The 23,020-nt window shown below is 71.5% G+C and carries 15 protein-coding genes; 4 read left to right on the forward strand and 11 right to left on the reverse strand.

Annotated elements, in window-relative coordinates:
- The first annotated feature begins 42 nt into the window (after positions 1-42).
- Positions 43-1,545: an alpha/beta hydrolase family protein gene (locus Pmi06nite_RS03430; RefSeq protein WP_203951345.1), complete on the forward strand. Its 1,503-nt coding sequence runs from the start codon at positions 43-45 to the stop codon at positions 1,543-1,545.
- On the opposite strand, the gene Pmi06nite_RS03435 is transcribed toward Pmi06nite_RS03430, so the two are convergent.
- Positions 1,518-2,468: an alpha/beta hydrolase gene (locus Pmi06nite_RS03435; RefSeq protein ID WP_203951346.1), complete on the reverse strand. Its 951-nt coding sequence runs from the start codon at positions 2,466-2,468 to the stop codon at positions 1,518-1,520. The genes Pmi06nite_RS03430 and Pmi06nite_RS03435 overlap by 28 nt on opposite strands.
- Positions 2,469-2,617: 149 nt before the next feature.
- Between Pmi06nite_RS03435 and Pmi06nite_RS03440 the strand changes: the two genes are divergently transcribed.
- Positions 2,618-4,003 carry an LCP family protein gene (locus tag Pmi06nite_RS03440; protein WP_239113586.1) on the forward strand — a complete coding sequence of 462 codons (1,386 nt, stop codon included), beginning with the start codon at positions 2,618-2,620 and terminating at the stop codon, positions 4,001-4,003.
- A gap of 15 nt (positions 4,004-4,018) precedes the next feature.
- On the opposite strand, the gene Pmi06nite_RS03445 is transcribed toward Pmi06nite_RS03440, so the two are convergent.
- The 9 genes from Pmi06nite_RS03445 to Pmi06nite_RS03485 form a co-directional block, all read right to left on the reverse strand.
- Positions 4,019-5,014, reverse strand: a complete 996-nt coding sequence (locus Pmi06nite_RS03445) for an enolase C-terminal domain-like protein (protein WP_203951347.1) — start codon at positions 5,012-5,014, stop codon at positions 4,019-4,021.
- Positions 5,015-5,052: 38 nt separating this feature from the next.
- Positions 5,053-6,402 carry an MFS transporter gene (locus tag Pmi06nite_RS03450; RefSeq protein ID WP_203951348.1) on the reverse strand — a complete coding sequence of 450 codons (1,350 nt, stop codon included), beginning with the start codon at positions 6,400-6,402 and terminating at the stop codon, positions 5,053-5,055.
- A 10-nt stretch (positions 6,403-6,412) separates the two neighbouring features.
- Complete coding sequence (locus Pmi06nite_RS03455; RefSeq protein ID WP_203951349.1) at positions 6,413-7,531, reverse strand: VWA domain-containing protein; 1,119 nt, start codon at positions 7,529-7,531, stop codon at positions 6,413-6,415.
- Positions 7,531-9,678: a DUF5682 family protein gene (locus tag Pmi06nite_RS03460; protein ID WP_203951350.1), complete on the reverse strand. Its 2,148-nt coding sequence runs from the start codon at positions 9,676-9,678 to the stop codon at positions 7,531-7,533. Before Pmi06nite_RS03460 ends, Pmi06nite_RS03455 begins: the two co-directional genes overlap by 1 nt.
- The gene (locus tag Pmi06nite_RS03465) at positions 9,668-10,735 is read right to left on the reverse strand and encodes an ATP-binding protein (RefSeq protein WP_203951351.1); all 1,068 of its coding nucleotides are present in this window, start codon (positions 10,733-10,735) and stop codon (positions 9,668-9,670) included. The genes Pmi06nite_RS03460 and Pmi06nite_RS03465 overlap by 11 nt, the downstream gene beginning before the upstream one ends.
- Positions 10,732-12,099: a DUF5691 domain-containing protein gene (locus Pmi06nite_RS03470; RefSeq protein WP_239113588.1), complete on the reverse strand. Its 1,368-nt coding sequence runs from the start codon at positions 12,097-12,099 to the stop codon at positions 10,732-10,734. The genes Pmi06nite_RS03465 and Pmi06nite_RS03470 overlap by 4 nt, the downstream gene beginning before the upstream one ends.
- Positions 12,096-13,385 (reverse strand): SWIM zinc finger family protein, encoded by a 1,290-nt coding sequence (locus Pmi06nite_RS03475; protein WP_203951352.1) that lies wholly within the window; start codon positions 13,383-13,385, stop codon positions 12,096-12,098. The genes Pmi06nite_RS03470 and Pmi06nite_RS03475 overlap by 4 nt, the downstream gene beginning before the upstream one ends.
- 150 nt (positions 13,386-13,535) lie before the next feature.
- Complete coding sequence (locus Pmi06nite_RS03480) at positions 13,536-15,095, reverse strand: Rieske 2Fe-2S domain-containing protein (protein ID WP_203951353.1); 1,560 nt, start codon at positions 15,093-15,095, stop codon at positions 13,536-13,538.
- Positions 15,096-15,126: 31 nt separating this feature from the next.
- Positions 15,127-15,288 (reverse strand): hypothetical protein, encoded by a 162-nt coding sequence (locus tag Pmi06nite_RS03485; protein ID WP_203951354.1) that lies wholly within the window; start codon positions 15,286-15,288, stop codon positions 15,127-15,129.
- Positions 15,289-15,677: 389 nt separating this feature from the next.
- Between Pmi06nite_RS03485 and Pmi06nite_RS42505 the strand changes: the two genes are divergently transcribed.
- Positions 15,678-18,545, forward strand: a complete 2,868-nt coding sequence (locus tag Pmi06nite_RS42505) for a helix-turn-helix transcriptional regulator (RefSeq protein WP_203951376.1) — start codon at positions 15,678-15,680, stop codon at positions 18,543-18,545.
- 38 nt (positions 18,546-18,583) lie between these two features.
- Positions 18,584-20,089 carry an aldehyde dehydrogenase family protein gene (locus Pmi06nite_RS03495; protein ID WP_203951355.1) on the forward strand — a complete coding sequence of 502 codons (1,506 nt, stop codon included), beginning with the start codon at positions 18,584-18,586 and terminating at the stop codon, positions 20,087-20,089.
- On the opposite strand, the gene Pmi06nite_RS03500 is transcribed toward Pmi06nite_RS03495, so the two are convergent.
- Entirely contained in the window at positions 20,090-23,014 is a 2,925-nt protein-coding gene (locus Pmi06nite_RS03500; protein ID WP_203951356.1) for an AAA family ATPase, read from the reverse strand.
- Between the last annotated feature and the right edge of the window lie 6 nt (positions 23,015-23,020).

A 23,020-nucleotide genomic window follows, 5' to 3' on the forward strand; every position in this document is an offset into this window, starting at 1 on the left:
AGCCTGGACTCGGTACAGGATGATCCACCGGGGAGCGGCCTCATGAATGTCGGCCGGAGCACGCTGGGTTTCGCGGCGGGTGTGCTGTTGGTCGTGCTGGCGGCGATCGGCTACATGCTGTCCCCTCCGGCGTTCGATCCCCCACCCCTGGCCGCCTCTCCGGAGTTCAGGAACCTGCCCGCCCAACCGGCGTCGGAGACACGTCCGGTCGCCACCACGACGCCGATCAGGACCGAGCACGTCAAGGTGGCCGCCCGGAACGAGACGCTGACGGCCACGATCAGGTCGCCCACGACGCCGGGCAGGCACCCGGCGATGGTGTTCGTCCAGGGCTCGGGATCGGGCAGCGGGTCGGAGTTCACCACCCAGTCGGAGTGGCTCGCCAAGGCGGGCATCGTGACCCTCTCCTATGACAAGCGCACCGTGGGCTACAACTTCCGGCAGCGTGACTTCTCCCTGCTCGCGGACGACGCGCTGCGCATGTTGCACACGCTGCTGCAACGGCCCGACGTCGATCCCGCCAAGGCCGGGTTGTGGGGCGTCAGCGAGGGCGGCTGGGTGGTCCCGATCGCCGCCGCCAGCAGCGACGTGGCCTACGTGGTCCTGGTGTCCTCGCCGAACGTCTCCCCCCTGCGGCAGGTCGCGTGGGCGCTGAACGAGCAGTTGCAGCGCCTGCACGCGCCCTCCGGCGTGCGTGACCTGCTGACCCGCGCGATGGGCGGCGTGGGCTTCGACTTCCTGCGCCACGACGGCGTCCCCGCGCTCCAGGGCATGAAGCAGCCGGTCCTCGCGCTGTACGGCACGACCGATCCCTCCATCCCCTTCGTGGAGAGCACGGAGACGCTGACCAGCGCCCTGCACACGGCCGGGAACCCCGACTACACGATCCGCTTCCTCGCCGGCGCCGACCACGCCATGAGGATGACCGGCGGCCCCTTCGTCCCCGACTACCTGCCGACCCTGGCCAACTGGATCAGGGACCTCCCCCGTACGGCCAAGCCGTCGGTGCCCATCGCGGGCGCGACTCCCGTGCAGCGGTTCGAGGCGAGCGACGTGCCCGCCGCCCCGTGGTACGGCGGCGCCACGATCCTCTGGCTGACCATCTGCCTGGCCGCCGTCGGCTACGTGGCGGCGCCGGTCACCGAGATGGTCGTCCGGATCCGGGGACGCGACACGCGCCTGCAGGCGCCGGTGGAGCCGGCGGCCGACATCTGGCCCGCCGTGCGACGCCGGCTACGCCGGATGGCCTGGACCGGTCTCGGGGGGTTCGCCGCCGTCCTCGCGTTCATCACGCTGATCGTGCTGTTCTCGGTCAACCAGGCGGGCGCGTGGCCCGCCGTACAGGCCGGGTGGCTGGTCGTGCGACTGCTGGCGGTCGTGATGCTCCTGCAGGAGGTCGCCGCGGCCGCGGCGGTGCTGAGCGGCCTGCGGGACGGCTGGGAGCCGACCCGCTGGCAGAAGAGCGTCCTGATCGGCGTCCTCGGCGGCACGGGACTGCTGCTGCTGACCGCCGCCTACTACGGGTTGTACGCCTTCCCCTGGTAGGCGTAGGCCGTCCACCTGTCGATCTCCGCGAACACCTGCTTGCGCACCGGCTCCGCCGACAAGACGAGGTCGTGCATGCCGCCGGGCACGCGGACGCAGGTGACGTGCGGGCCGATCCGGGTGGACCAGCGTGCGATCTGCTCGGTGTCGAGGACGACGTCCGCGCCGTGCGCCCCCGGCACGAAGTCGCGGGCCTTGAGGCTCTGCTCGGCGGCCAGCACGAGCACCGGCACGTCCACCCGCAGCCCGGCGTGGAGGCGCCGGTGCGCCCGCCTGATCGCCGCCAGCCACACGGCGTGGACGGAGAAGCCCTCGAGCGGCTTCCACGCGAGGTCGTAGTCCCACTCCCCCTGATGGTCGCGGTGGAGGCTCGTGCCGTACGCGGTGGCCACGCCGAGCGGGAGCACCGTCTTCGGGGGCAGCTTGGCCAGGACGCCCCCGAGCGCGTCGGCGGCGCCCCTGACGAGAGCGGGCACGTTGAGGTCGAGGAACGGGCTGTTGAGGACGAGTGCGTCGACCAGTCCGCGGCCGCGCATCCGGTCGGCCCACAGGACGGCGATCAGGCCGCCGGTCGAGTGCGCCATGATCGTCAGCTCGTCGCAGTCCTCCCTGACGATGCGGACGGCCTCGTCGATCTCGGGGAAGTAGTCCGTGACGCTGCCGACGAGGCCCCTGGTCTGGTGCGGCAGCAAGGACCGTCCGTATTTCCGCAGGTCGAGGGCGTAGAAGCCGATCCCCTGGGAGACGAAGTGGTCGGCCACGTGCGTCTGGAAGAAGTAGTCGGTGAACCCGTGGAGGTAGAGGACGGCCCGGCGGGACCCCGGAACCGGCCGCCGGACGAGCGTCGCGACGACCTCCCCTTCGGCGTCGCGGCCCATGGGCAGGGTGATGGCCTCGTAGTCGGGGCCGAGGATGTCGTCCACGGCGCACATCGTAAACGGCGTCGGTTAACGGACAAGAGGTGGTCAAGCGGAAGACCTCGCGGATGGGGCCCGGGCAAACCGTGGGTCGCGACTCGCTAGGCGTCGTTCGCCCATCGGTACGTCCGGGGACAGACCGCTTCAATGTGAAAATGCGTTCCTGGGGTGTGTCGTCGAGAAAAGCCGCCGCGCTGATCGGCTGGGTCGCGCTGTCGGCTCTCGTGCCGGGCGCCGCCCACCTCCGCGCCGGCTGGCGGCGCACCGGGTTCGCCCTGCTCGGCGGTTACGTGACACTCGCCGCCTGCCTCGCCGTGGTGACGGCGGCCGCCGACGCCGGCACGGCGGGACGGGCGATCGCCTGGCTGATCCCGATCACCGTGGGGGCCCTGGTCGGCGCCGTCGCCTGGCTCTGCCTCGTGGTGCACTCGTTCGTGGTGCTGCGCCCGGGAACCCTGCCGCAGGGCGCGCAGGTGGTCACCGGCCTGGCCGCGGGCATGCTGGCCGTCCTGGTCGCCGTGCCGTTCACCGTCGTCGCCGAATACGCGGCGATCTCGGAACGGACCATCGGCGCGGTGTTCACCGAACCGGGCATCCCCGGTGAACCCGTCAGGCCGGAGGACCCGTGGGCCGGCCGGAGCCGCGTCAACGTGCTCCTGCTCGGCGGAGACGGGGACACCACCCGCGTCGGGATCAGGACCGACAGCATCAACGTGGTCAGCGTGGACGTCCGTACGGGGAAGACCGTGCTGCTGGGCCTGCCGCGCAACCTCGAGCACGTGCGCTTCCCGCCGGGCAGCCCCATGGCGGCGCGCTTCCCGACCGGGTTCCTCCTGCCGGAGTCGCGGCCCGGTTGGCGCGAGGACCTGCTGTATTCGGTGTGGCAGTACGCCGACGACCATCCCGAACTCTTCGGCGGGCGCACGAACATGGGCGCCCAGGTGCTGAAGGAGACCATCGGTCACATCCTGGGCATCAGGATCGACTGGTACGCGATGGTCAACATCTGGGGCTTCGCCAAGATCATCGATGCCCTCGGCGGCCTGGTGCTCAGCGTCGACAGGGACATCACGTACGGCACGTACGGCGAGGGCACGGTCACCGCGGGGACCCGCCGGCTGAACGGTTCCGACACGCTCTGGTACGCCCGGTCGCGCACCGGGAGCGACGACTACGACCGCATGCACCGTCAGCGCTGCGTCTTCGGCGCGCTGCTCCAGCAGACGGACCCGGCGGCCGTGCTCAGGCACTTCAGCCAGATGGCCGAGGCCACCGAGGAGATCATCAGCACCGACGTGCCTCGGCCCATGCTGGAGCACCTGGTGCCGCTCGCCTGGAAGGTCAAGCAGGCCGGGGTGACGAGCCTGCAGTTCATGCCCCCGCTGATCAGCACGGTCACCCCCGACTGGGCGCGGATCCGGTCGCTCACCGCCCAGGCCCTCCACGAGTCGGCCGCTCCGACCCCCGCGCCGCACCGGCCCGTGGTCGCCGCGCCCGCACCCGCGTTCACCGCCATCGGTGAGGGCTGCGGCGCCGTGTGACGCCCGACCGGCCCCTCAGACCCGGAAGGACTCCTTGGACAGGCGGCGGACCCTGGCCTCGTCGACGGTGTGGCCGAGGCCCGGCTGGGTGAGGGGGACCGCGACGACGCCGCCGGAGGCGCCGACCGGGGGGACGACGACCTGGGCGCTCTGCGGCGGCTCGGCCACGGCGCTCGGAAGCGTGCACCCCGGCAGGCTGGCCACGGCCACCGTCGCCGCGCGGGCCAGTCCCACGCCGAGACCGCCCATGCAGACGATGTCCCATCCCGCCGCCACCGCCCGGTCGTGCGCGGCGCGCACGGCTCCGAGCGAGCCGAACCGCGACGGGCGCAGCAGCAGCGCGCGACCGGCGTGCAGGCCGACCGCCTCGTCCAGTTCGGCCACCGAGTGGACCTCCACCGCGACCGGCGCGCTCACCCGGTCCTGCAACTCCGCGCTGGTCAGCAGGTCGGCGAACGGACGCTCGATGGCGGCCAGGTCGTAGGAGTCCAGCGCCTCGAGCTGGGCGATGTCGGTGTAGGCGCCGCGGCCGTCCACCGCGATGGCCAGCCCCGGATAGGCGGCCCTGACGGCGCGGACCGGTTCCACGTCCCAGCCGGGGTGGATGTCGATCGTCACGTGGGCGTAGCCCCCGCCGACGTGGCGGTTCACCCGGGCGACCATGCTCTCCAGCGAGCGGTCGGCCTGCACCCGCACGGTGGCGATCAGCGACGTACGGGTGCCGCCGAGGGCGTGGAAGACGGGGACTCCGCTCATCCGTCCCCACAGGTCCCAGCAGGCCATGTCGCCGGCCGCCCCGCCGGGGATCTCCCCGAGCTCGGACGGATGCTCCCAGTCGACGCCGATCAGCGCGGGCAGGGACTTCTCGAGCGGGGTGTCGGGCGACGGCTGGACGATCTCACCCCAGCCGGCCATGCCTCCGTAGTCGGTGAACTTGACCAGGGCGCTCTCCGGACGCCTGCCGTACGGCAGGGTCATCCTGAAGATCTCGAGCTCCCGAACGCGCGGCAATGGAAATCCCCCTTGTTTCAGATCTCCATGGTGCCCGCTCAGCGAGCGTGGTCAAAACGCCCGGCGACGGCGGCGCCCGTCCCCGCCATGACCACGAGCAGGGCGAAACACGCCAGATAGACGGCCGGCGTGCCGCCGAACCCCGCGAAGATCGCACCTGTGGCGGCCACCGCGACGATCGAGAAAACGGACTCGCCGATGCCGAGGGACGCGGAGTTCCTGCCCTCCTCGCCGGGCGCGGACAACTCGAGGACGAGGACGGACAGCGTCGGGTAGACCAGGCCGACGCCGAGCCCGGCGAGGACCCATCCCGCGAACGCGGCGAGCACGGGGACACTGTCGAAGACGGCCAGAGCGGTGACCGCGATCCCGGCCGCGATCAGCGCGGTGCCCACACGGAGGACGGTCGCCCTGCCGAACGATCCGCGCCCCTGGATCCACGAGCCCAGCGACCAGGCCAGCGCGCCTCCGGTGAGGGCGATGCCCGCCTGCGCCGGGCTGAGCCCCCGCTCGGACATCAGGGTGAGAGGGACGAAGACCTCGGTGGCGAAGAACGCGCCGGCCGCGAGCCCGCGCAGGGCCACGACGGCCGGCAGGCCGCGCGCCGCCCGCAACGTCCCCGGGGGCAGCAGCCGGGGCAGCGCGAGAGCGAGGAGCACCAGGCCCACGATCGCCAGCGACGAGCCGGGCCACGACGTGCCGCTGCCGTACTGGAGGAGGGCCGCCCCCAGGGCGGCCACCGCGCCCCACACGAGGGCCGGCACGAAGTCCCGGTTCCCGTCCGTCCCGGCGGCGGGCGGCGCGGTCCCCCGCGGCAGGCCGCGCCACAGGACGAGCGCCGCCGGAGCGGCGAGCACCGGCACGCCCAGGAACACCCACCGCCAGCTCAGCTGCTCGGCGACGATGCCGGTGATCGCGGGCCCGACCACCGAGGGCAGCACCCAGGCGGCGGCCAGCAGCGAGAAGACCCGGGGGTGCGCCTGCGCCGGGTACACCTGGGCGACCAGGACGTAGAGCGCGACGTTGAAAAGACCGCCGCCGAGCCCCTGGATGAACCGGCCCGCGAGGAACACCTCCATCGTGGGGGCCGTCCCGGCGATGAGGAGGCCGCCCATGAAGGCGGCGACCCCGGTCCACAGAGGCGCACGCGGGCCCTTCGCGTCACTCCAGCGCCCGCCCGCGACCGTCGCGATCACTCCCGCGGCCAGGCCGCCGCTGAAGGCCAGGCCGTACAGGTGGTAGCCGTCGAGCTCGCGCCCGACGACGGGCATCGCCGTCGCCACGGCCAGGTACTCGAACGCCACCAGCGTGCTCAGCGCGACCATTCCGGCGCTCAGGGCGCGCAGACGCGGGGAGAAGACGGCGGACTCGGTCGACGTGGCTGACATGCCATGGACCTTACGGGTGGCCGCCGGGGGCGGCCATCGGACGTTGGTCGTAGGACCGGCGCTCGATCGCCGCGGCCATCAGCTCCGGGAACGCGTCAGGTGTGCAGGCGAAGGCCGGCACCCCCATCTGCGCGAGCGCCGCCGCGTTGTCGTGGTCGAACTGCGGCGTCCCCTCGTCGGACAGGGCGAGCAGGACGATGACCTGGACGCCGGCGTCGGTCATCGCGGCCACCCGGCGCAGCATCTCCTCACGCACGCCGCCCTCATAGAGGTCGCTGATCAGCAGGAAGATGGTGTCCGCCGGCCGGGTGACGAGGCCCTGGCAGTAGGCGATCGCCCGGTTGATGTCGGTGCCGCCGCCGAGCTGGGTGCCGAAGAGCACCTCGACCGGGTCGTGCAACTGGTCGGTGAGGTCGACGACCGCGGTGTCGAACACCACGAGCGAGGTCCTGAGCGACCGCATCGAGGCCAGGACGGCGCCGAAGACGCTCGCGTAGACCACGGAGGCGGCCATCGACCCGCTCTGGTCGATGCACAGGACGACCTCCCGCTGGACGGCCTGCTGCCTGCGGCCGTAGCCCACGAGCCGGGACGGCACCACCGTGTTCCGTTCGGGCAGGTAGTTCTTCAGGTTGGCCTTGATGGTGCGGTTCCAGTCGATGTCGGCAGCCCGCCTCGGCCGGGAGGTCCTGGCCGAGCGGTCCAGCGCGCCGGTGACGGCGGCGCGGGTCCGCCGCTCCAGCCTGGCCTCCAGCTCGGCCACCACTTTCCTGACGACCGCCCGGGCGGACTCCCTCGCCTTGTCGGGCATCACCCGGTTGAGCGACAGGAGCGTCCCGACGAGATGCACGTCCGGCTCGACGGCCTCCAGCATCTCCGGTTCGAGGAGCAGGCGGGTCAGGTTGAGCCGCTCGATCGCGTCCTTCTGCATGACATGGACGACGGTCGACGGGAAGTACTCCCTGATGTCTCCCAGCCATCTCGCCACCCGGGGCGCGGACGCGCCGAGACCCGCTCCCCGCTCGTAGAGCGCCGCGAGCGCGGCGTCCATGCCGGCGTCGGCGCCCTGCAGGGCGCCCTCAGCCGCGCCTCCGAGCACCAGCCTCCACCGGCGTGCCCGCTCGTCCATCACGCTCTCCCCAGGATTTCCAGAACGGTCCGTACGGCTCCCGCGGCCTGCTCGTCGTCGTCGGCGTCGGACACCTCGTTGGCGGGCATGGGGGCGCCGGATCTGACGCGATCGCCGATCATGCGGCGCTCGGGCGCCGCGAAGGCCCCGAAGGTACGCCTGAGCAGCGGCAGCACGTCGACGAACGCCTCCGCCGACAGGCCAGTGAGCCAGCCGTCCACGATCGCGAGCAGCCTCGGGTCGTGGACCAGCAGCAGGCCGCCGCCCGACAGGAAGCCCTCCATCCACGCGGCGGCCCGCTCGGGCGGGTTGCCGGAGGACATCGCCCGTGCCATGCGGACGGAGACGTCGTCCACGCTCGCGTCGGCGTCGAAGAGGATGCGCACGATCCGGCCCTCGATGATCCCCGGCAGTCCGGTGCGCCGGGCCAGGTTCGCGAGGGTCGCCGGCCACAGGTCGCTCTCGAGCAGCCCCACCGCGCTGTGGACGCCGTCGATCAGGGCGACCATCTGCCGGGCCGAGTCGTCGTCGAGCCCGGTCAGCGCGGGTGCCAGGCCGGCGCAGATCCGCGCGAGCAGCGAGTCGGTGATCGCGGCCAGCCCGCCGCTCCCGCGCACGTCGCCGTAGCGCTGCGCCCGGACGAGCGCGGGAAGTGCCGCCATGAGATGGGACACCTGCCCGTCGAGCGCCGCCTTGTCCTTGATCGCCTGGAGGATGTCCGGCAGCGGGCCGGCCAGGTCGGCGAACAGGCACCGCTCGACCAGCGAGGTCAGATCGGCCAGGGACGTGCCGTCCGCCGCCGCCAGTTCCCTGGCCCGGGCGGCCGCCGCGCCGTCGACCGTGATCCCCAAGGGAGCGGCCTCGATGAGGGCGATGTCGAACTCGGGATGCCACTCCAGCGTCCACGACTCCTTGAAGGTGCCCTTCCCGCGGGTCTCCCGCGTGGTCCCCCACCGCACGCCGATCAGGTTCAGCCGATGCAGCAGGCGGCTGCGCCCGAGGTCGAGCGGCTTGCGCAGGTCGAGGTCGTGCTCGCGCGGGAGAGCCTCAGGCTTGAGGCGCCACCGCCGCTGCTCCTCCCGCAGGTGGCGTTGAAGCGGGACCATCGGGGTCGAGCCCGGCACGCCGCCGAGCCGCTCCCCCACGACCATGCGGCGCTGGATGAGCTCCACGGGCAGGTCGTCGCCCTCGCACAACACGGCCCTCGCGGCCTCCGTCACCTCCGACAACCCCGCGAGAGGCCGGCCCCGGAGCCCGGCCAAGCCCTGCGCGAGCCGTACGGACTCGATCACGTGGGCGGAGGAGACCGGCAGTCCCTCCTCACGCAGGACCGCCGCGGCGCCGGCCAGCCAGCGCTCCACGGGACGGTCGGAGGCCGAGAACAGGTGGTCGTACCAGCCCGGCGACGCGACGCCCGCGCCGTACCCGCTGCGCGCGGCGAGCCGCCCGTGCGTCCACGGCACCCAGGTCATGTCGACCTTGACCTTGGGGATGCCCCGTAGCAGCCGCTCGTCCTCCGCCGCGGAGGGCAGATCGGTCAGCGCGGGGACATGCCACGCGCCGCAGACGACGGCCACGGAGCCGAACCCCTCCTTGAGCGCCCGGCGCAGCGCCCGGCGCATGGCGGCCTCGCGCAGCGCCTCGGTGCCGGACGGCTCGTGTCCCTCCCGGATGGCCGCCATCGCCTCGGCGACCGCGTGGAGGGTCCCGCTCTCCCCGCGATGCTCGACGACGTCGTCCCACCAGCGTTCGGGATCGTCGTAACCCGCGGCCCGGGCGAGTTCCCCGATCGGATCGAGCCGTACAGCCTCCTCCTCTTCGGGCAGGGCGAGGCTGTGCGCGGCGGGCAGGTCGCAGAAGCGCACCTCGACGCCCGCCTCGCGCGCGTAGGTGATCGCCTGCCATTCGGGTGAGAACACGGCGAACGGCCAGAAGGCGGCCCGTCCCTGCGCGTGCGCGAGGAGCGCGACCGGCGGTTCCATGCCGGGATCGCCCGCCAGCGCGACAAGCGGGTCGGCCTCCGGGGGGCCCTCGATGAGGACGACGTCCGGCTTGAGCCGTTCGAGTTCGGCGCGGACGGCCTTCGCGGAGCCGGGGCCGTGGTGCCGGACGCCCAGGATCGACGGTGCGGCGACGTCAGCCCGCATCGCGGCAGGCCCGGTAGAAGTCGCGCCAGTCGTCGCGGTCGCGGACCACGGCCTCGAGGTACTCCTGCCAGATCACCCGGTCGGCCACCGGATCCTGGATGACCGCGCCGACGATCCCGCCCGCGATGTCGGCGGGACGCAGCACTCCGTCGCCGAAGTGCGCCGCGAGGGCGATCCCGCTGGTCACCACCGAGATCGCCTCGGCCGTGCTCAGTGTGCCGCTCGGCGACTTGACCTTGGTCCGCCCGTCTGACGTCACTCCTGCGCGAAGCTCGCGGAAGACCGTGACCACGCGGCGGATCTCCTCCATCCCGGCCGGGGTCTCGGGCAGTTCCAGCGAGCGGCCGAGTTGGGCGACCCGCCGGGACACGATCTCCACCTCCTCCTCGGCGCTCGCGGGGACGGGCAGCACGACGGTGTTGAAGCGCCTGCGCAGCGCGCTCGACAGGTCGTTGACCCCCCGGTCCCGGTCGTTGGCCGTGGCGATGACGTTGAATCCCTTGGCCGCCTGGACCTCGTCGTTCAGCTCGGGGATGGGCAGCGTCTTCTCGGACAGGACCGTGATCAGCGCGTCCTGGACGTCGGAGGGCATCCGGGTGAGCTCCTCCACCCGGGCCAGCCGTCCCTCGGCCATCGCCCGCATCACCGGGCTCGGCGTCATCGCCTCGCGGGAGGGGCCCTCCGACAGGAGACGGGCGTAGTTCCACCCGTAGCGGATCGCCTCCTCGGCCGTGCCCGCCGTCCCCTGCACGAGCAGGGTGGAGTCGCCGCTGACGGCGGCGGCCAGATGCTCGGAGAGCCAGGTCTTCGCGGTGCCAGGCACGCCCAGCAGGAGCAGTGCCCGGTCGGTCGCGAGAGTGGCCACCGCGACCTCGACGATCCGCCGCGGGCCGATGTACTTGGGCGTGATCTGGTCGCCGTCCCCGAGGATGTAGGTGGTCACCGCCCACGGGGAGAGCCGCCAGCCGGGCGGGCGTGTGCGGTCGTCGCTCTTGGCGAGGATCGCCAGCTCCTCGGCGTACAGGTCTTCCGCGTGGGGACGCAGGACGGTGGTCACGAAAGCTCCTTCGACATGTCATAACGGAACCGCAGGATGACGGCCAGCTCGGCGATCTCCTGGACGTGGCCGTGCATCGCCGGGTCGAGCCGTTCGCCCGCCAGCCGGATCAGCTCGCCGGCGTTCCAGGGCTGCGTCCCGGACGTCTCCACGATCTTCTTGAGCACGGCCTTGGCCAGCCGGGGGCCCCAGGGTCGGGCCACACCGCCCAGCATCATGATCATCTGTCCGTCGACGGGGTGGCGGACGACCAGTTCGGCGGCTCTCGCGGACTGCTCGTCCGGCGGCAGGACGGCCAGAAGGTCCGTCAGCGGCTCGACCTCGAACAGGGCGCGAGCCCATCGCGCGTCGTGCTGCAGGATCGCCGCCCGGGTCCAGCCCATCGCGACCTCCCGGGCCCAGTCACCGACCTTCAGCTGAACGGCCCGTTCCGGAGGCAGCCCCAGATGACCGGCCCAGAAGGCCAGGGGGGTGCGGGCGATCACCTGCTGCAGCCACCAGCCGCGCTGCGCCGTGCCCGCAGGGGGCCGGGGCCTGACGCCGTCACGCTCCATCGTGCTGTCACACGCCTTCGGCGGATCCGCGCGCAACCCGCCGCCGTCCTTGACGAGGAACCTGGCGGCCCGCTCGGCCATCCGCCGCGCCAACCGCGACTCGGGCAGGCGGGTGAGCAGGTCGGCGGCGGCCTGGCGCACCTCTCTCCTTCGGTCGTCGAGCGCCGCCTCCAGAAAGGGCTCGTCGTCCATGCCCAGGTTCTCCGAGAGGAGGAGCACGAAGGCGGCCCGGTCTTCCGGCGTCTCCTTGTCCCAGCCCCGTTCGAGCAACTCCCGGGCCTGGGCGGGAGCGGCGGCGCGCAGGGCGGCAAGATAGCCTCTCCGGTCGCCGCTGGTGCCGAACTCCCACAGGTCGCCGGACGGCATGTCCGCCGCCTCGGCCAGAAGGTAGCTCCATGAGGGGTTGAGCTCCGCGAGCCATCGTCCGCGGGCCCCGGTGAGAGCGCCCAGATGCGATCGGATCGACCGGTCGCGCGCGCCGAGGTCGAGCAACCCGGGAATCAGGTGGGCGGGGACCCGCACGCCGATCGCAGCCGCGGCCTCCAGCCACTCCGGCAGCAGCCGCGCCTGCTCGCCTCCCAGCATGCGGGCGAGCCGGTCACCGGCGGCACGGGCGGCGAGCGGACGCGTCTCCTCCGCGGCGGGCGCGGGCGGGTGGCCCTCGCGCGTCCGCCGGCCGGCGCGTGCCCGCACCACCTGCACGGCCGCCTGCTCCAGCACCTCGCCAGGCGATGCGGAACGGCGGTCGGTGCCCACCAGCGCCGTGGAGACCAGGTCCTCCCATGTCACGTTCACAGCCGGTGTGTTCACAGCCGTACCACCTGGCCTTCCTCGTCCCATACCGTCAGCGGGCGCAACCCGCGCGGCGTCCATTCGGCGGCGACCGTCACCGGACGCCCGCCGGACACGGCCAGCAGCCGCCACGGCACGCCGCCCGCCGGGTGCAACGGGAGCCCGTTCCCGCTCTCGTCGACGAGGCTCTCCGTGGAGGGGATCACGTCCCCGAGGACGACGGGCCAGGAATCGGCCCAGGGGTCGCCGGCCAGCACCTCGGCGATCCGGCCCGGGACCCGGGAGAGCTTCGTCCCGGCCGGAGGTCCAGCGGTCGCGGGGCCGTACCGCTCGGCGACGAGCGCGCGCACCGGGGACGCCCCGGGGTAGTAGGCCAGGGCTGCGTCGATGGTCGTGCCCGTGACGAGCGACGCGTCCAGTGCCTGGCCGATCGGCGCGAACGACAACACCAGCGCGGCCCGGCCCGTCGCCCTGCCCTGCAGCCAGACCCGGCGCGCGACCAGCCGGTCCTGCTCCTCGTCTCTGGCGCCGACCACGTCCCAGTCGTCTCTGATCCACGGCGACGCGAGCACGTCCTCCCGGATGATCGGGAACCCGACCCGCGACCGGACGGTCTCCGCGAGGCCCGCGGGAAGCCCGGCCGCACGGCGATGCGCGACGGCCAGCAGATGGATCAGGGCGTACTCCTCCAGCAGGAGACCGGGCCAGTCCTCCTCACGCAGCACGCGGGACAGCCGGGACACGGCGCCGGCCACTCCGGGGGCCTGCGCGTCCACCAGGCGCCTGCCGAGCTCGTCCCAGTCGGCGAGGCCGGTCTGCCGCGCTCCCGCGATGCCGTGCGCGATCTGGTCGGTCAGCCATCGCTCCAGCTCCGACAGTCCGGCCGCGACCCTGCTCTCCCGCTGGGCGGAGCCGCTCGATGGCCGGGACCCCTTCGCGGGCTCACGCTCGCGCCTGTCCTGCTGCTCAGCCCGGCTGCGCCGTTGCTCGAGCCATTCGGTCACCCATCCGGCGGGCGCGCCGCCGTCGGGCACCCCGTCCGACGCCCATAACAGCAGGAGCCCGAGCGCGTGCTTGCATGGGAACTTCCTGCTCGGGCAACTGCACTTGTAGGCCGGTTCGGAGAGGTCGACGCACGCCCGGTACGGCGTGGCGCCGCTGCCCTTGCATTCGCCCCAGACCACGTCGGGGAGGGCGCCGCTGCCCGACCACTTCCCCGGCGCGCTCACCCCGGCCGCCGCCTTCTGCGACGCCGCGTCGGGGGCCAGAGAGAGCACCTGGTCCCGGCTCCACCGTTCGATCACGCGCCGCACACTAGCCACACCCGCCGACAAATCCACTCGCCTCCTCACCCGGCGGCGATCACTTCGATCTCCACCAGCCAAGTGGCACCCGCCGCGCCTGTGGGGTCCAGCCCCATCGTCCCGGAGACGACCTTGCGCTCCTGGACGCGGTCAGTCCATACGGCGCGTGGGCAGCGGGTCGCAGCGGGCGTTGAGACAGGCCCCGGTCTCCAGGTCGAACGTGAGGTTGTGACCCAGACAGCGCACCTTCCCATCCTCGACGATGGCTCCGATGGTCAGGTCGGCTCCTGCATGCGGGCAGTAGCGCGCGATCTCATACCTCTGACCGCCGTCCTCCACGACGATGCGCTCGGACGCGTCCCGCCTGGTTTCGTACGCCTCCACCGCATCGAGTGCCACGGCGTCGGCGAACTTGAGGAAAGTGATCAGATAGCTGTTGTGGACGTCGGGGTCGCGATCGAGCTCTGCCCGCAGCGAGAGGAAGAGGTCCTCCCAGCCCGCACGCTTGGTCAGTACGGCGTCCAGCCAGCGTCCCGCGACCTTGATCCGGTATTGCACGCGGGCTGACAGGTCAGCGTGGACCACGTCGATCCCGTCGGGGGTGATGCGCACGTCCCAGAGTCCTCCGGCGTCGCCGCTGACCTCGAACCGCACGGTCATGTCTATGCGCGTCAGGAAATATGGACTCAGCATGCCCAGTCTGGCGAAATAGGCGGCGAACCGCTCATACAGGTCGCCCTCCGGCTCCGGGTGGGCGTGCTTGAAGTGGCGGATCTGTTCCGCGCGCTCCTCCGCGTATCGCGCCAGATAGGCCTCGCGTCCCGTCGAGTAGGAGAACTTGGCCGAGACCGGATCGCGCGTCACGACACAGGTGTCCAGGTCAAGGACGTCGCCCGGCCTGAAGTCTGCCCACCGCTGACGTGGAAGGTGCTCGCTCAGCCATGCGGCCGCCGCCTCGGCGTTGATGAAGGCTCCGTCCTCAGGCCGCAGCACCCAGTTGTGCTGGAAGAGCTCGGGATCGAGGAAACACGGCGGGCCGGCGAACGGAACTGCGAGCTCCGGGCTCGTCACGCGCACGAGCCGTTGGACTCCGCGGAGCTTCGCGACGCGTTTCTCCATCGCTATCCGGCGCATCTCGTCCGGAGGATAGGCGTAGCACATCGGGTGCCAGGACGCACCCGATGCCTGGAGCGCCATCAGATCGATGCGCCCTCCCGCAAGATGCTTGGCTCGCCTCGCCTGTTCTGCGGTGAGCATCGCGTCGTTGCAGTCGAGCACCGTCCGCCCGCCCAGAGAGAACAGCAGTGCGGCGTCGTGGTATCGCGGTGACGGCTCAGGAATCGCCATCACCCACGAGCCGCTCTCTCCCAGCGGATGCCTCTTCCACGGCTCCAGCTCAGTGACCGGGTTCGCGCAGACGCGTGACAGCAGATCGCGGAAGATCGGCGCCGGATACCTCGGGATCAGCACGCGGGTCCGGCGGGGGAGCCGCTCCAGGACCCACGGATCGAGGTGGTCCGCGTGCTCGTGGGAAATCACGAGATAGTCGACGTCGACCAGCCGCGTCAGGTCGAGGTGATCGTTCCTCGGGTACGGGAACCATGATCCGAGAAAGGCTCCGGACGGGGAGAACCAGGGATCGACGAGAACCCTGAGACCTTCCGCTTCGAGCGCCATTCCCGCGTGTCCCAGAAAGGTGATGCCAGTCACTGCCGCGCTCCTCGGATCCGGCACACTGGCATCACGCCGTCGCCGTCATCTTTCGCATCCACTCGCCGGCGACCTCGAGCCCAAGGCTCAGAGGTGTCAGCTCGACACCGGTGAACAGCTCGGCCGGCCGGTGCCCGCAGGCCCGCACCGTGCCCAAGGTCATCCGCATCGACTCGATCAGGCACGCCGCCACGACGTGCACTCCCGTCCGGCGACACGATGAACCCCGCGCCACCGGTCACCAATACCGGCACGTCTCCCCCTGCTCACGGCATAGCGTTGCGCCGCATCATCCTTGCCCAAGCACCGCCGTCCACGACTCGATGGCCGCTTCGATTGGCGTACGCTGCCGAAAGTCAGGACTGTCGTTTGCCGTAGTCCTCGGGCCTGCTTGCGGAGAAATGCACAAAAGGCATCAATTACACAGAATCGATTAATCCAAACAAAAACTCCGACGTTCCGACTCGGACTTCGAAGATCTTTTTGATACCCGCCATTGCGGCGCCCTTATCCCCGGCAGCGGATCGGCAGGACGTCAGGCAGGCGGATTCCGTCGGAGCCGCATGACATACTCGCGACGTGATGGCGAGAACGGGGCGAACGGCTCTGATCGGGCGCTCCGCGGAACTCGACCAGTTGACCGGTGTGCTCGATGCCGCCACTGACGGGCTGGCAGGAGTCGCCCTCGTCGGCGGCGACGCGGGGATCGGCAAGACCCGGCTCATCGCCGAGTTGTGCGACCGCGCCCAGCAGCGGGGTTTCGTCTCGCTCGTCGGTCAGTGCGCCGAGCTCGGCGACGCCTTGCCGTACCTGCCGCTCGCGGACGCCCTCCGCGGGGCCATGGCGGAACCGGACGGCCCGGCCGGCCGGGCGATCGCGGCCAGACCCGTCCTGGAGCGTCTCCTGCCGGGAGGCGATCCCGGCTCCGCCGACCTGACGACGGGCGCCCTGGCGCAGCAGCGCCTGTTCGGCTCGGTGCTCGACATGCTCGCCGAGGTCGCCTCGGAGCGTCCCGTGCTCTTCGTGGTCGAGGACCTGCACTGGGCCGACCGCTCCACCCGCGACCTGCTCGTCTTCCTCACCCGCATGCTGCAGCGCGAGCGCGTCTGCCTGGTGGGGACCTACCGGAGCGACGACCTGCACCGGCGCCATCCCCTCCGCCCGGTCCTGGTCCAGCTCCAGCGGCTGCCGCTGGTCACGTCCGTCGAGCTGCGGCCGCTCGGCAACGACGCCATGGCCGAATACCTGGTCGCCCTCGACGAGACCGACATCGGTGTGATCGGCGGAGTGGTGGAACGAGCCGCCGGCAACCCGTTCTTCGCCGAGGAACTGCTGGCCGCCTCGGCCGACCACACCCGTCTCCCCGGGACACTGGCCGACCTCCTCCTCGCCCGCGTGGAGTCGCTGCCCGACACGGCGGGGCAGGTGCTAAGAGTCGCCGCCGTCGCCGGCCGCGGGGTCGACCACGACCTGCTCCGCGACGCCACAGGCCTGGACGACCTGCCCCTGGAGGAGGCGCTGCGCGAGATCGTCTCCCGCGGGCTGCTCACGGCCAGCAGGGACGGCTACGCGTTCCGCCACGCCCTGCTCCAGGAGGCCGTGTACGACGACCTGCTCCCCGGTGAGCGGACCCGGCTGCACGCGGCCTTCGCCGAGCTGCTGACCAGGCGGGGAGACTCTCCGGCCGAGCTGGCCCACCACCACCTGGCGAGCCACGACCTTCCCGGCGCGCTCAGGTCCTCCATCGAGGCGGGACGGCTGGCGGCCGAGCTGGGCGCTCCCGCGGAGGCGCACCGGCACTTCGAGCGGGCCCTCGAGGTGTGGGACAAGGTGACCGACGCCGAGACGCTCGCCGGCGAGCCGAGGGCGCGGCTCGCGCTGGACAGCGCGGCGGCCGCGGCCGCGAGCGGCGAATACCGGAGGGCGATCTCCCAGCTCCAGCGGTTACGCCGGCTGGCCGACGATCCCGTCCTGATCGCCGAGACCGACGAGCGGATGGCCTACTACCGCATCGACTCCGACGACGAGATGCCGGGGCTGGCGGAGACGGCCCGCGAGGCGGTGGACCTGGCGCCCGAGAGCCCTCTGCTGGCCAGGGCCCTCGCCACCTACGCCCGCGTCCTGTGGCGGGCCTATCGGATCGACGAGGCGATCGCCACCGCGACCCGGGCGCTGGAGGTCGCCCGGGCGACCTCGGCGCGCGACGCGGAGACCAGCGCGCTGGTCACACTGGCCGTCTTCGAGGAGACGAAGGGCACCGCGGCCAGGGCCGCGGAGTTGCTGGCCGACGCCACCCGGCAGACGTCAGGCGACCTGTCGATCGACCTGCGCGCACGTTTCACCGAGGCACGCGTGCAGTACGAGCAGGGGCATCTCGACGTGGCGGCCGAGTCCGCGGCGCGCGGCCTCCGGCTGGCCCGCGAGAACGGCCTCATCTGGAGCAACTACGGGACCGATCTGCGGTTCCTCCAGTACCTGGTGCACTTCGCCGACGGCGACTGGGACGCGGCGGAACGACTGGCGGCCGACTTCGGCATCCGGGTGGGCACGAAGGCGGAGGCAGTCCTGTCGTCCTTCGCCCTGTTCGTCGAGGTCGCCAGGGGACGCCCGGCCGCCGCCGAACGGCTGAGGTGGCTCACCGACTTCTGGTCCGACGAGCTCGTCAGCTACATGAGCCGGTGCCTGGCGGCCGAGCAGGCGTTGTGGCGGGGTGATCCGGAGACCGCGCTCGAGCACGTCAACGCGGTCCTGGCCATCACCGAGCCGTTCGACCCCGGCCTCATCCGGGTCGCGGCGACCGGCCTGTGGGCCCTCGCCGACCGGCGCAGGGACGACGATCACGCACTGGTCGACGACCTGCTCGAACGCGCCCGGTGGGCGGCGGCCAACGGAGCCTCGGGCCCCCGGTCCGGGATCGGCCCCGAAGGCCTCGCCTGGCTGGCCAGGGCGGAGGCCGAAGGGCGGCGCGCCAGGGGCACGGCGGATCCGTCCATCTGGCGCACGGCCACGGAGGCGTTCGGGTTCGGCTTCGTCTATGAGGAGGCACGCTCCCGGTGGCGGCTGGCGGAGGCCCTGCTCGAAGCGGGTGACCGCGACGCCGCGCACGCCGAGTGGACCGCGGCGTCGGAGGTGGCCGATCGGCTGAGGGCCGAGCCGTTCCGGGGGGCGCTGGCCGAACTGGGCCGCCGCGCCCGGTTCTCCGAGGCGGGCGCCGACTCCGGCGGACCGCTGGCGACGCTGACCGGCCGGGAGCGCGAGGTCCTCGCGCACGTCGCGGCGGGCCTGCCGAACCGGGAGATCGGCGAGCGTCTGTTCATCTCGCAGAAGACCGTCAGCGTGCACGTCTCCAACATCCTCGCCAAGCTCGGCGTGGCCAGTCGCACGCAGGCCGCCGCGGTCGCCCACCGGGCCGGGATGGCCAACGACGCGGGCGCTGGAAATACTGTGTAATCAGAACTCCAGGCAGGAAATCATTCCGGAGGTCAACGGTGACTCTGCAGATCGTTTCCGTCATCGGCGGTAAGGACGGCCCGGCAGGCACGCCGTACGCGTCGGTCAACCCCGCACGGCCGGACGAGACGGTCGCGACCGTCCAGTTGGCGGGCGCGGACGTGTTCGCCGACGCCTGCCGTACGGCCGCCGCCGCTCAGCGGGAGTGGGCCGCCGTCCCGGCGCCCGTGCGCGGCCGGGTGATCGCGTCGATCGGGCGACTCGTCGAGGCCAACGCGGAGACGCTCGCGCGGCTGGTCACCCAGGAGATCGGCAAGCCGTACGCCGAGGCGCTCGGCGAGGTCCGTGAGATCGTCGACACCTGCGACTTCTTCCTCGGCGAGGGCCGCCGCCTCTACGGCCAGACGGTCCCGTCCGAGATGCCGGACAAGAGCCTGTTCACCTTCCGCGTGCCGGTCGGCGTCGCGGCGGTCATCACGGCGGGGAACTTCCCCGTGGCCGTGCCGTCCTGGTATCTCGTGCCGGCCCTGCTCTGCGGCAACGCCGTGGTCTGGAAGCCGGCCGAGTACGCCGCGGCCTCCGCGCACGCCCTCTACCGGCTCTTCACCGCCGCGGGCCTGCCGGACGGCGTGCTCAACATCGTCTTCGCCGACGGCGCCCGCACCTACGAGGGGCTCGACCGGGCGCTCGGCGAGGGGACCGTTCACAAGGTCGGCTTCACGGGCTCAACCGCGGTGGGCCGCACCATCGGCGAACTGTGCGGTCGTCACCTCCAGTCCCCCTGCCTCGAACTCGGCGGCAAGAACCCCATGGTGGTCATGCCCGACGCCGACCTCGACCTCGCCGTCGAGGGCGCGCTGTTCGCCGGCTTCGGCACGGCGGGCCAGCGGTGCACGTCTCTCGGCACCGTGATCGCGCATGAGGACGTCCACGACGAGTTCGTGGCCCGGTTCACGGCGGCCGTGCGGGACGCGAAGATCGGCGACCCGAACGGCGACGTGCTCTACGGCCCGATGCTGGACCACAAGTTCGCTGAGCGGTACGAGGAGTACCTGACCTGGATCGAGCCGCACCACACCGTGCTGCCCGGCCCGACGGGCCGCATGGAGGGCGACGGCCTCTTCTACCACCCGGTGATCGTCGACGGCGTCCGCGCCGGCGACCGGCTCTTCCTGGAGGAGACGTTCGGCCCGATCGTGGGCGTGACGACCTTCTCCACCATGGACGAGGCGATCGACCTGGCCAACCGGCCCGGCTACGGGTTGTCGTCGTCGATCTACACGACCGACCCCCAGTCGGTCTTCCGCTTCAGGGCCGGCGTCTCGGCGGGCATGGTCAGCGTGAACAACTCGACGTCGGGCGCCGAGGCCCATCTGCCGTTCGGCGGGAACGGCAAGTCGGGCAACGGCAGCCGGCAGAGCGGCATGTGGGTGCTCGACCAGTTCACCCGCTGGCAATCGATGAACTGGGACTACTCGGGACGGCTGCAGAAGGCCCAGATGGACGTGACCGAGATCACGCCCGATCTGGGCTTCCGCCTCTGATCAACCGTTGTCGGGGCCCCGGCGGCCGTCGTAGCCCAGCAGCCGCATCGCCACCTCCGGATCCATGGCCGCCGCGAGCAACTGGGCCCGCTCGGCCGCGAGGTCCCTGGCCTGCTCGGCGCGCCGCCGTTCCGCCTTGTGCGCGTGGCTGACGGCGGCCGCGACGGCGATGCCGCCGACCAGCGCGACGAACGCGGCGACGAGGACCAGCACGGTCGGCCTGGAGAGCGTTCCCGGGGCGACCGCCTGCGGCTGCCCGCCGCTGAAGAACGCCACGCCGAGCAGTACGAAGACCACGAGGACCACGAGCCCGCCCACGAACGCCCACACCAGGCCGGACGACTTCGTCCGGGCGGCGGGAGCGGCGGGCGGCGGCATGGCGGGACCGGCCGGTGGCGGCCCGCCGTTCCAGGGCACGAAGTCGGGCTGTATCACGTACCCGTTGCCGCCGGCGTTCGGCGGAGCGAACACCGCCGGCTGCGTGCTTCCCATCGGCGCCACCGCGGTGGCGGTGGTCACGGCGGCCGGCTCCAGTTCCAGGACCCGGCTCACCGGGACCGGCAACTCGACCTCGACGTGGCTGTGGGTGCGGTGGGCCTCGGCGGCGGCGACGTGGTAGGCCTCGATCTCGTCGTAGAACGGGTCGGAGGTGTAGATCGTGCCGTCGATGAGCGGGCCCCGCGTGCTCTCGATGACCGCGACGACGTCCTCACCGTCGAGCGTCTTGTGCGTCTCCAGGGCGTGGGCGACGCACAGCACCTCACGGCGGTTGTCCCGCAGCAGCGCCTCGGTCCTGGCCAGCAGGCGGACGAGGTTGTGCTCGATGCGCTCGCCCAGCATGTCGGGGACGATGTCGTCGCGCCGCGAGGACGGCTCGTTCCCGGAGCCGGCTCCTCCCTCGCCGGTCTTGGGCTTCTGCACCGGCTTGCCCGCCATGATCTGGAGCTCCTGCAGCGCGGGCAGTGACGAGACTCCGACGCCCATGCCCCAGTAGGACTCCATCAGCCCGGTGACATAGGTGGCGGAGGTCAGGTCACCGGAGACGCCGGAGGAGTTGTCGTCGGAGAAGAACATTCGCTCACCGGCGAGGGACGCCAGGGAGACCATGACGTCCGCCTCGTACTCCGAGCGCCATCCCGTGAACTGGTCCTCCGGCTTGATGCTGGAGACCATGCCCAGGTAGTCGGCGCCCTTCTCGATCGTCGCGAGGTCGATCTCGAGGTGGTGCCGCGTCCGGTAGGCCACCACCGCGTGGCACGCCTCGTGGACGGCCACCGCGTGCCGCTCGCGCTCGATGTACTCGACGTTCTCGGGCGGGCCGAGTTGCTTGAGCCGCTTGGCGCGCACGACGTCCGACCACTGGATGATCTCGCGGCCGTCCCGGATCGCGTTGATCAGGGACTCGTTGACCAGGTCCTTGATGGTCGCGCCCGTGGCGTACGGCGTGATGGTGGCCAGCTTGTCGATCTGGGCCTCGGTGAGCTGGTGCTGCACCTTGTCGAAGTAGCCCTCGTAGGTGCGGATGCGACCGGCCTTCGACGGATAGCCGACCTTGTAGATGCGGTCGATGCGGCCGGGCCGCAGCAGGGCCTCGTCGAGGGCGTTGGGCATGTTGGTGGCCATCATGACGAGGATCCGGTACTTGGGCGGCGGCTTGGGCCGCATGCCGAGCAGTCGCCTGACGTGCCGGTTGACGATTCCACGTGGCTTCTTCAGACCGGACAGCTCGGTCAGCAGCGCCTGGAGGGTTCCCGGGTCGCCGCCACCGCCGCCCATCATGTTGCCGCCCATGACGAACCGGTTGCGCCGCGTCGGCTGTCCTTCGTCCTGCTGCCCGTTCATCGACTGCCGCGCGATCATCGAGCGGACGTCTTCCGACAGGTAGGAGAAGCCGTGGCAGCCGGCCTGCGCGCCGAACCGGCCCTGTCCCTGGGGGCCCTGCTGGGCGAGGCTGCCGCGCCGGCCGAGGGAGTCCGCCTCGTCGAAGAAGACGATGACCCCGCCGTACCGGAGGGCGAGCTTGCGCAGTTTCCGGAACAGCGACTTCACCTTCAGGATGCCGATGCCCATGAACATGTTGACGAACGCGCCGGGGTCGACGAAGACGTACGGCTTGCCGGTCTCGCCCGCCACGGCCTCGGCCATGAGGGTCTTGCCGGTTCCCGGCGGCCCCCACAGGAGCAGGCCGCTCGGCACATAGCCGCCCCTCTCCTCGATGGCGTCGGGCCGCTCCAGGAAGACGATGTTCTCCTTGACGCGTTCGACGACGTGGTCCTGTCCCCAGACGTCGGTGAACCGGGTCTTGATGTCGTCGGGGAAGTAGGTCTCGACGCCGCCTCGCGACAGCAGCCAGAACATGCCGATGAACTGGAAGGCGATGAAGAAGAACGCGAAGGCCAGTTGCGCGGCGTACGGCAGGGCGCTCCAGAGCAACTGCGGCGCCTTGAACAACGCCAGCACGGGCGAGGTGTCGAGGACGGCCCCGAGGATCAGGGCGAGGACCACGAGCCAGAACAGCCACTTGAGCATCCGCGCCATGCGGAAGCGGTTCCAGTCGCTGAATCGCCTCTTGCTCCAGCGGTCGGAGCCGCCGAAGACCTTGTGGGTCCAGAAGCGGTGGTAGCCCGCCGACCGCTCGCTGATCAGGAAGTGCGCCTGGCGGAGGACCTCGATCCCCATCAGGACGAAGATCCACGGCCGTTCCCTGGCCGTCACCACGAGGGCGTCGGAGAACGACATGATGCCGGTGAAGGACACCACGTTGTACCAGACGAGGACCAGGTAGATGATGCTGAAGATCAGCAGGAACTTGGCACGGTCCCACAGAGAGATCTTCTTACGGGTCCTGGGATCCCTGTCGTCGGGTCCCGAGCCGGGCGGACGCAGCCCCTCGGGGTGGACGTGCGGCGGTGGCGCCGTGTTCATATGAGG

The organism is Planotetraspora mira (assembly GCF_016863275.1).
Lineage (GTDB): Bacteria > Actinomycetota > Actinomycetes > Streptosporangiales > Streptosporangiaceae > Planotetraspora > Planotetraspora mira.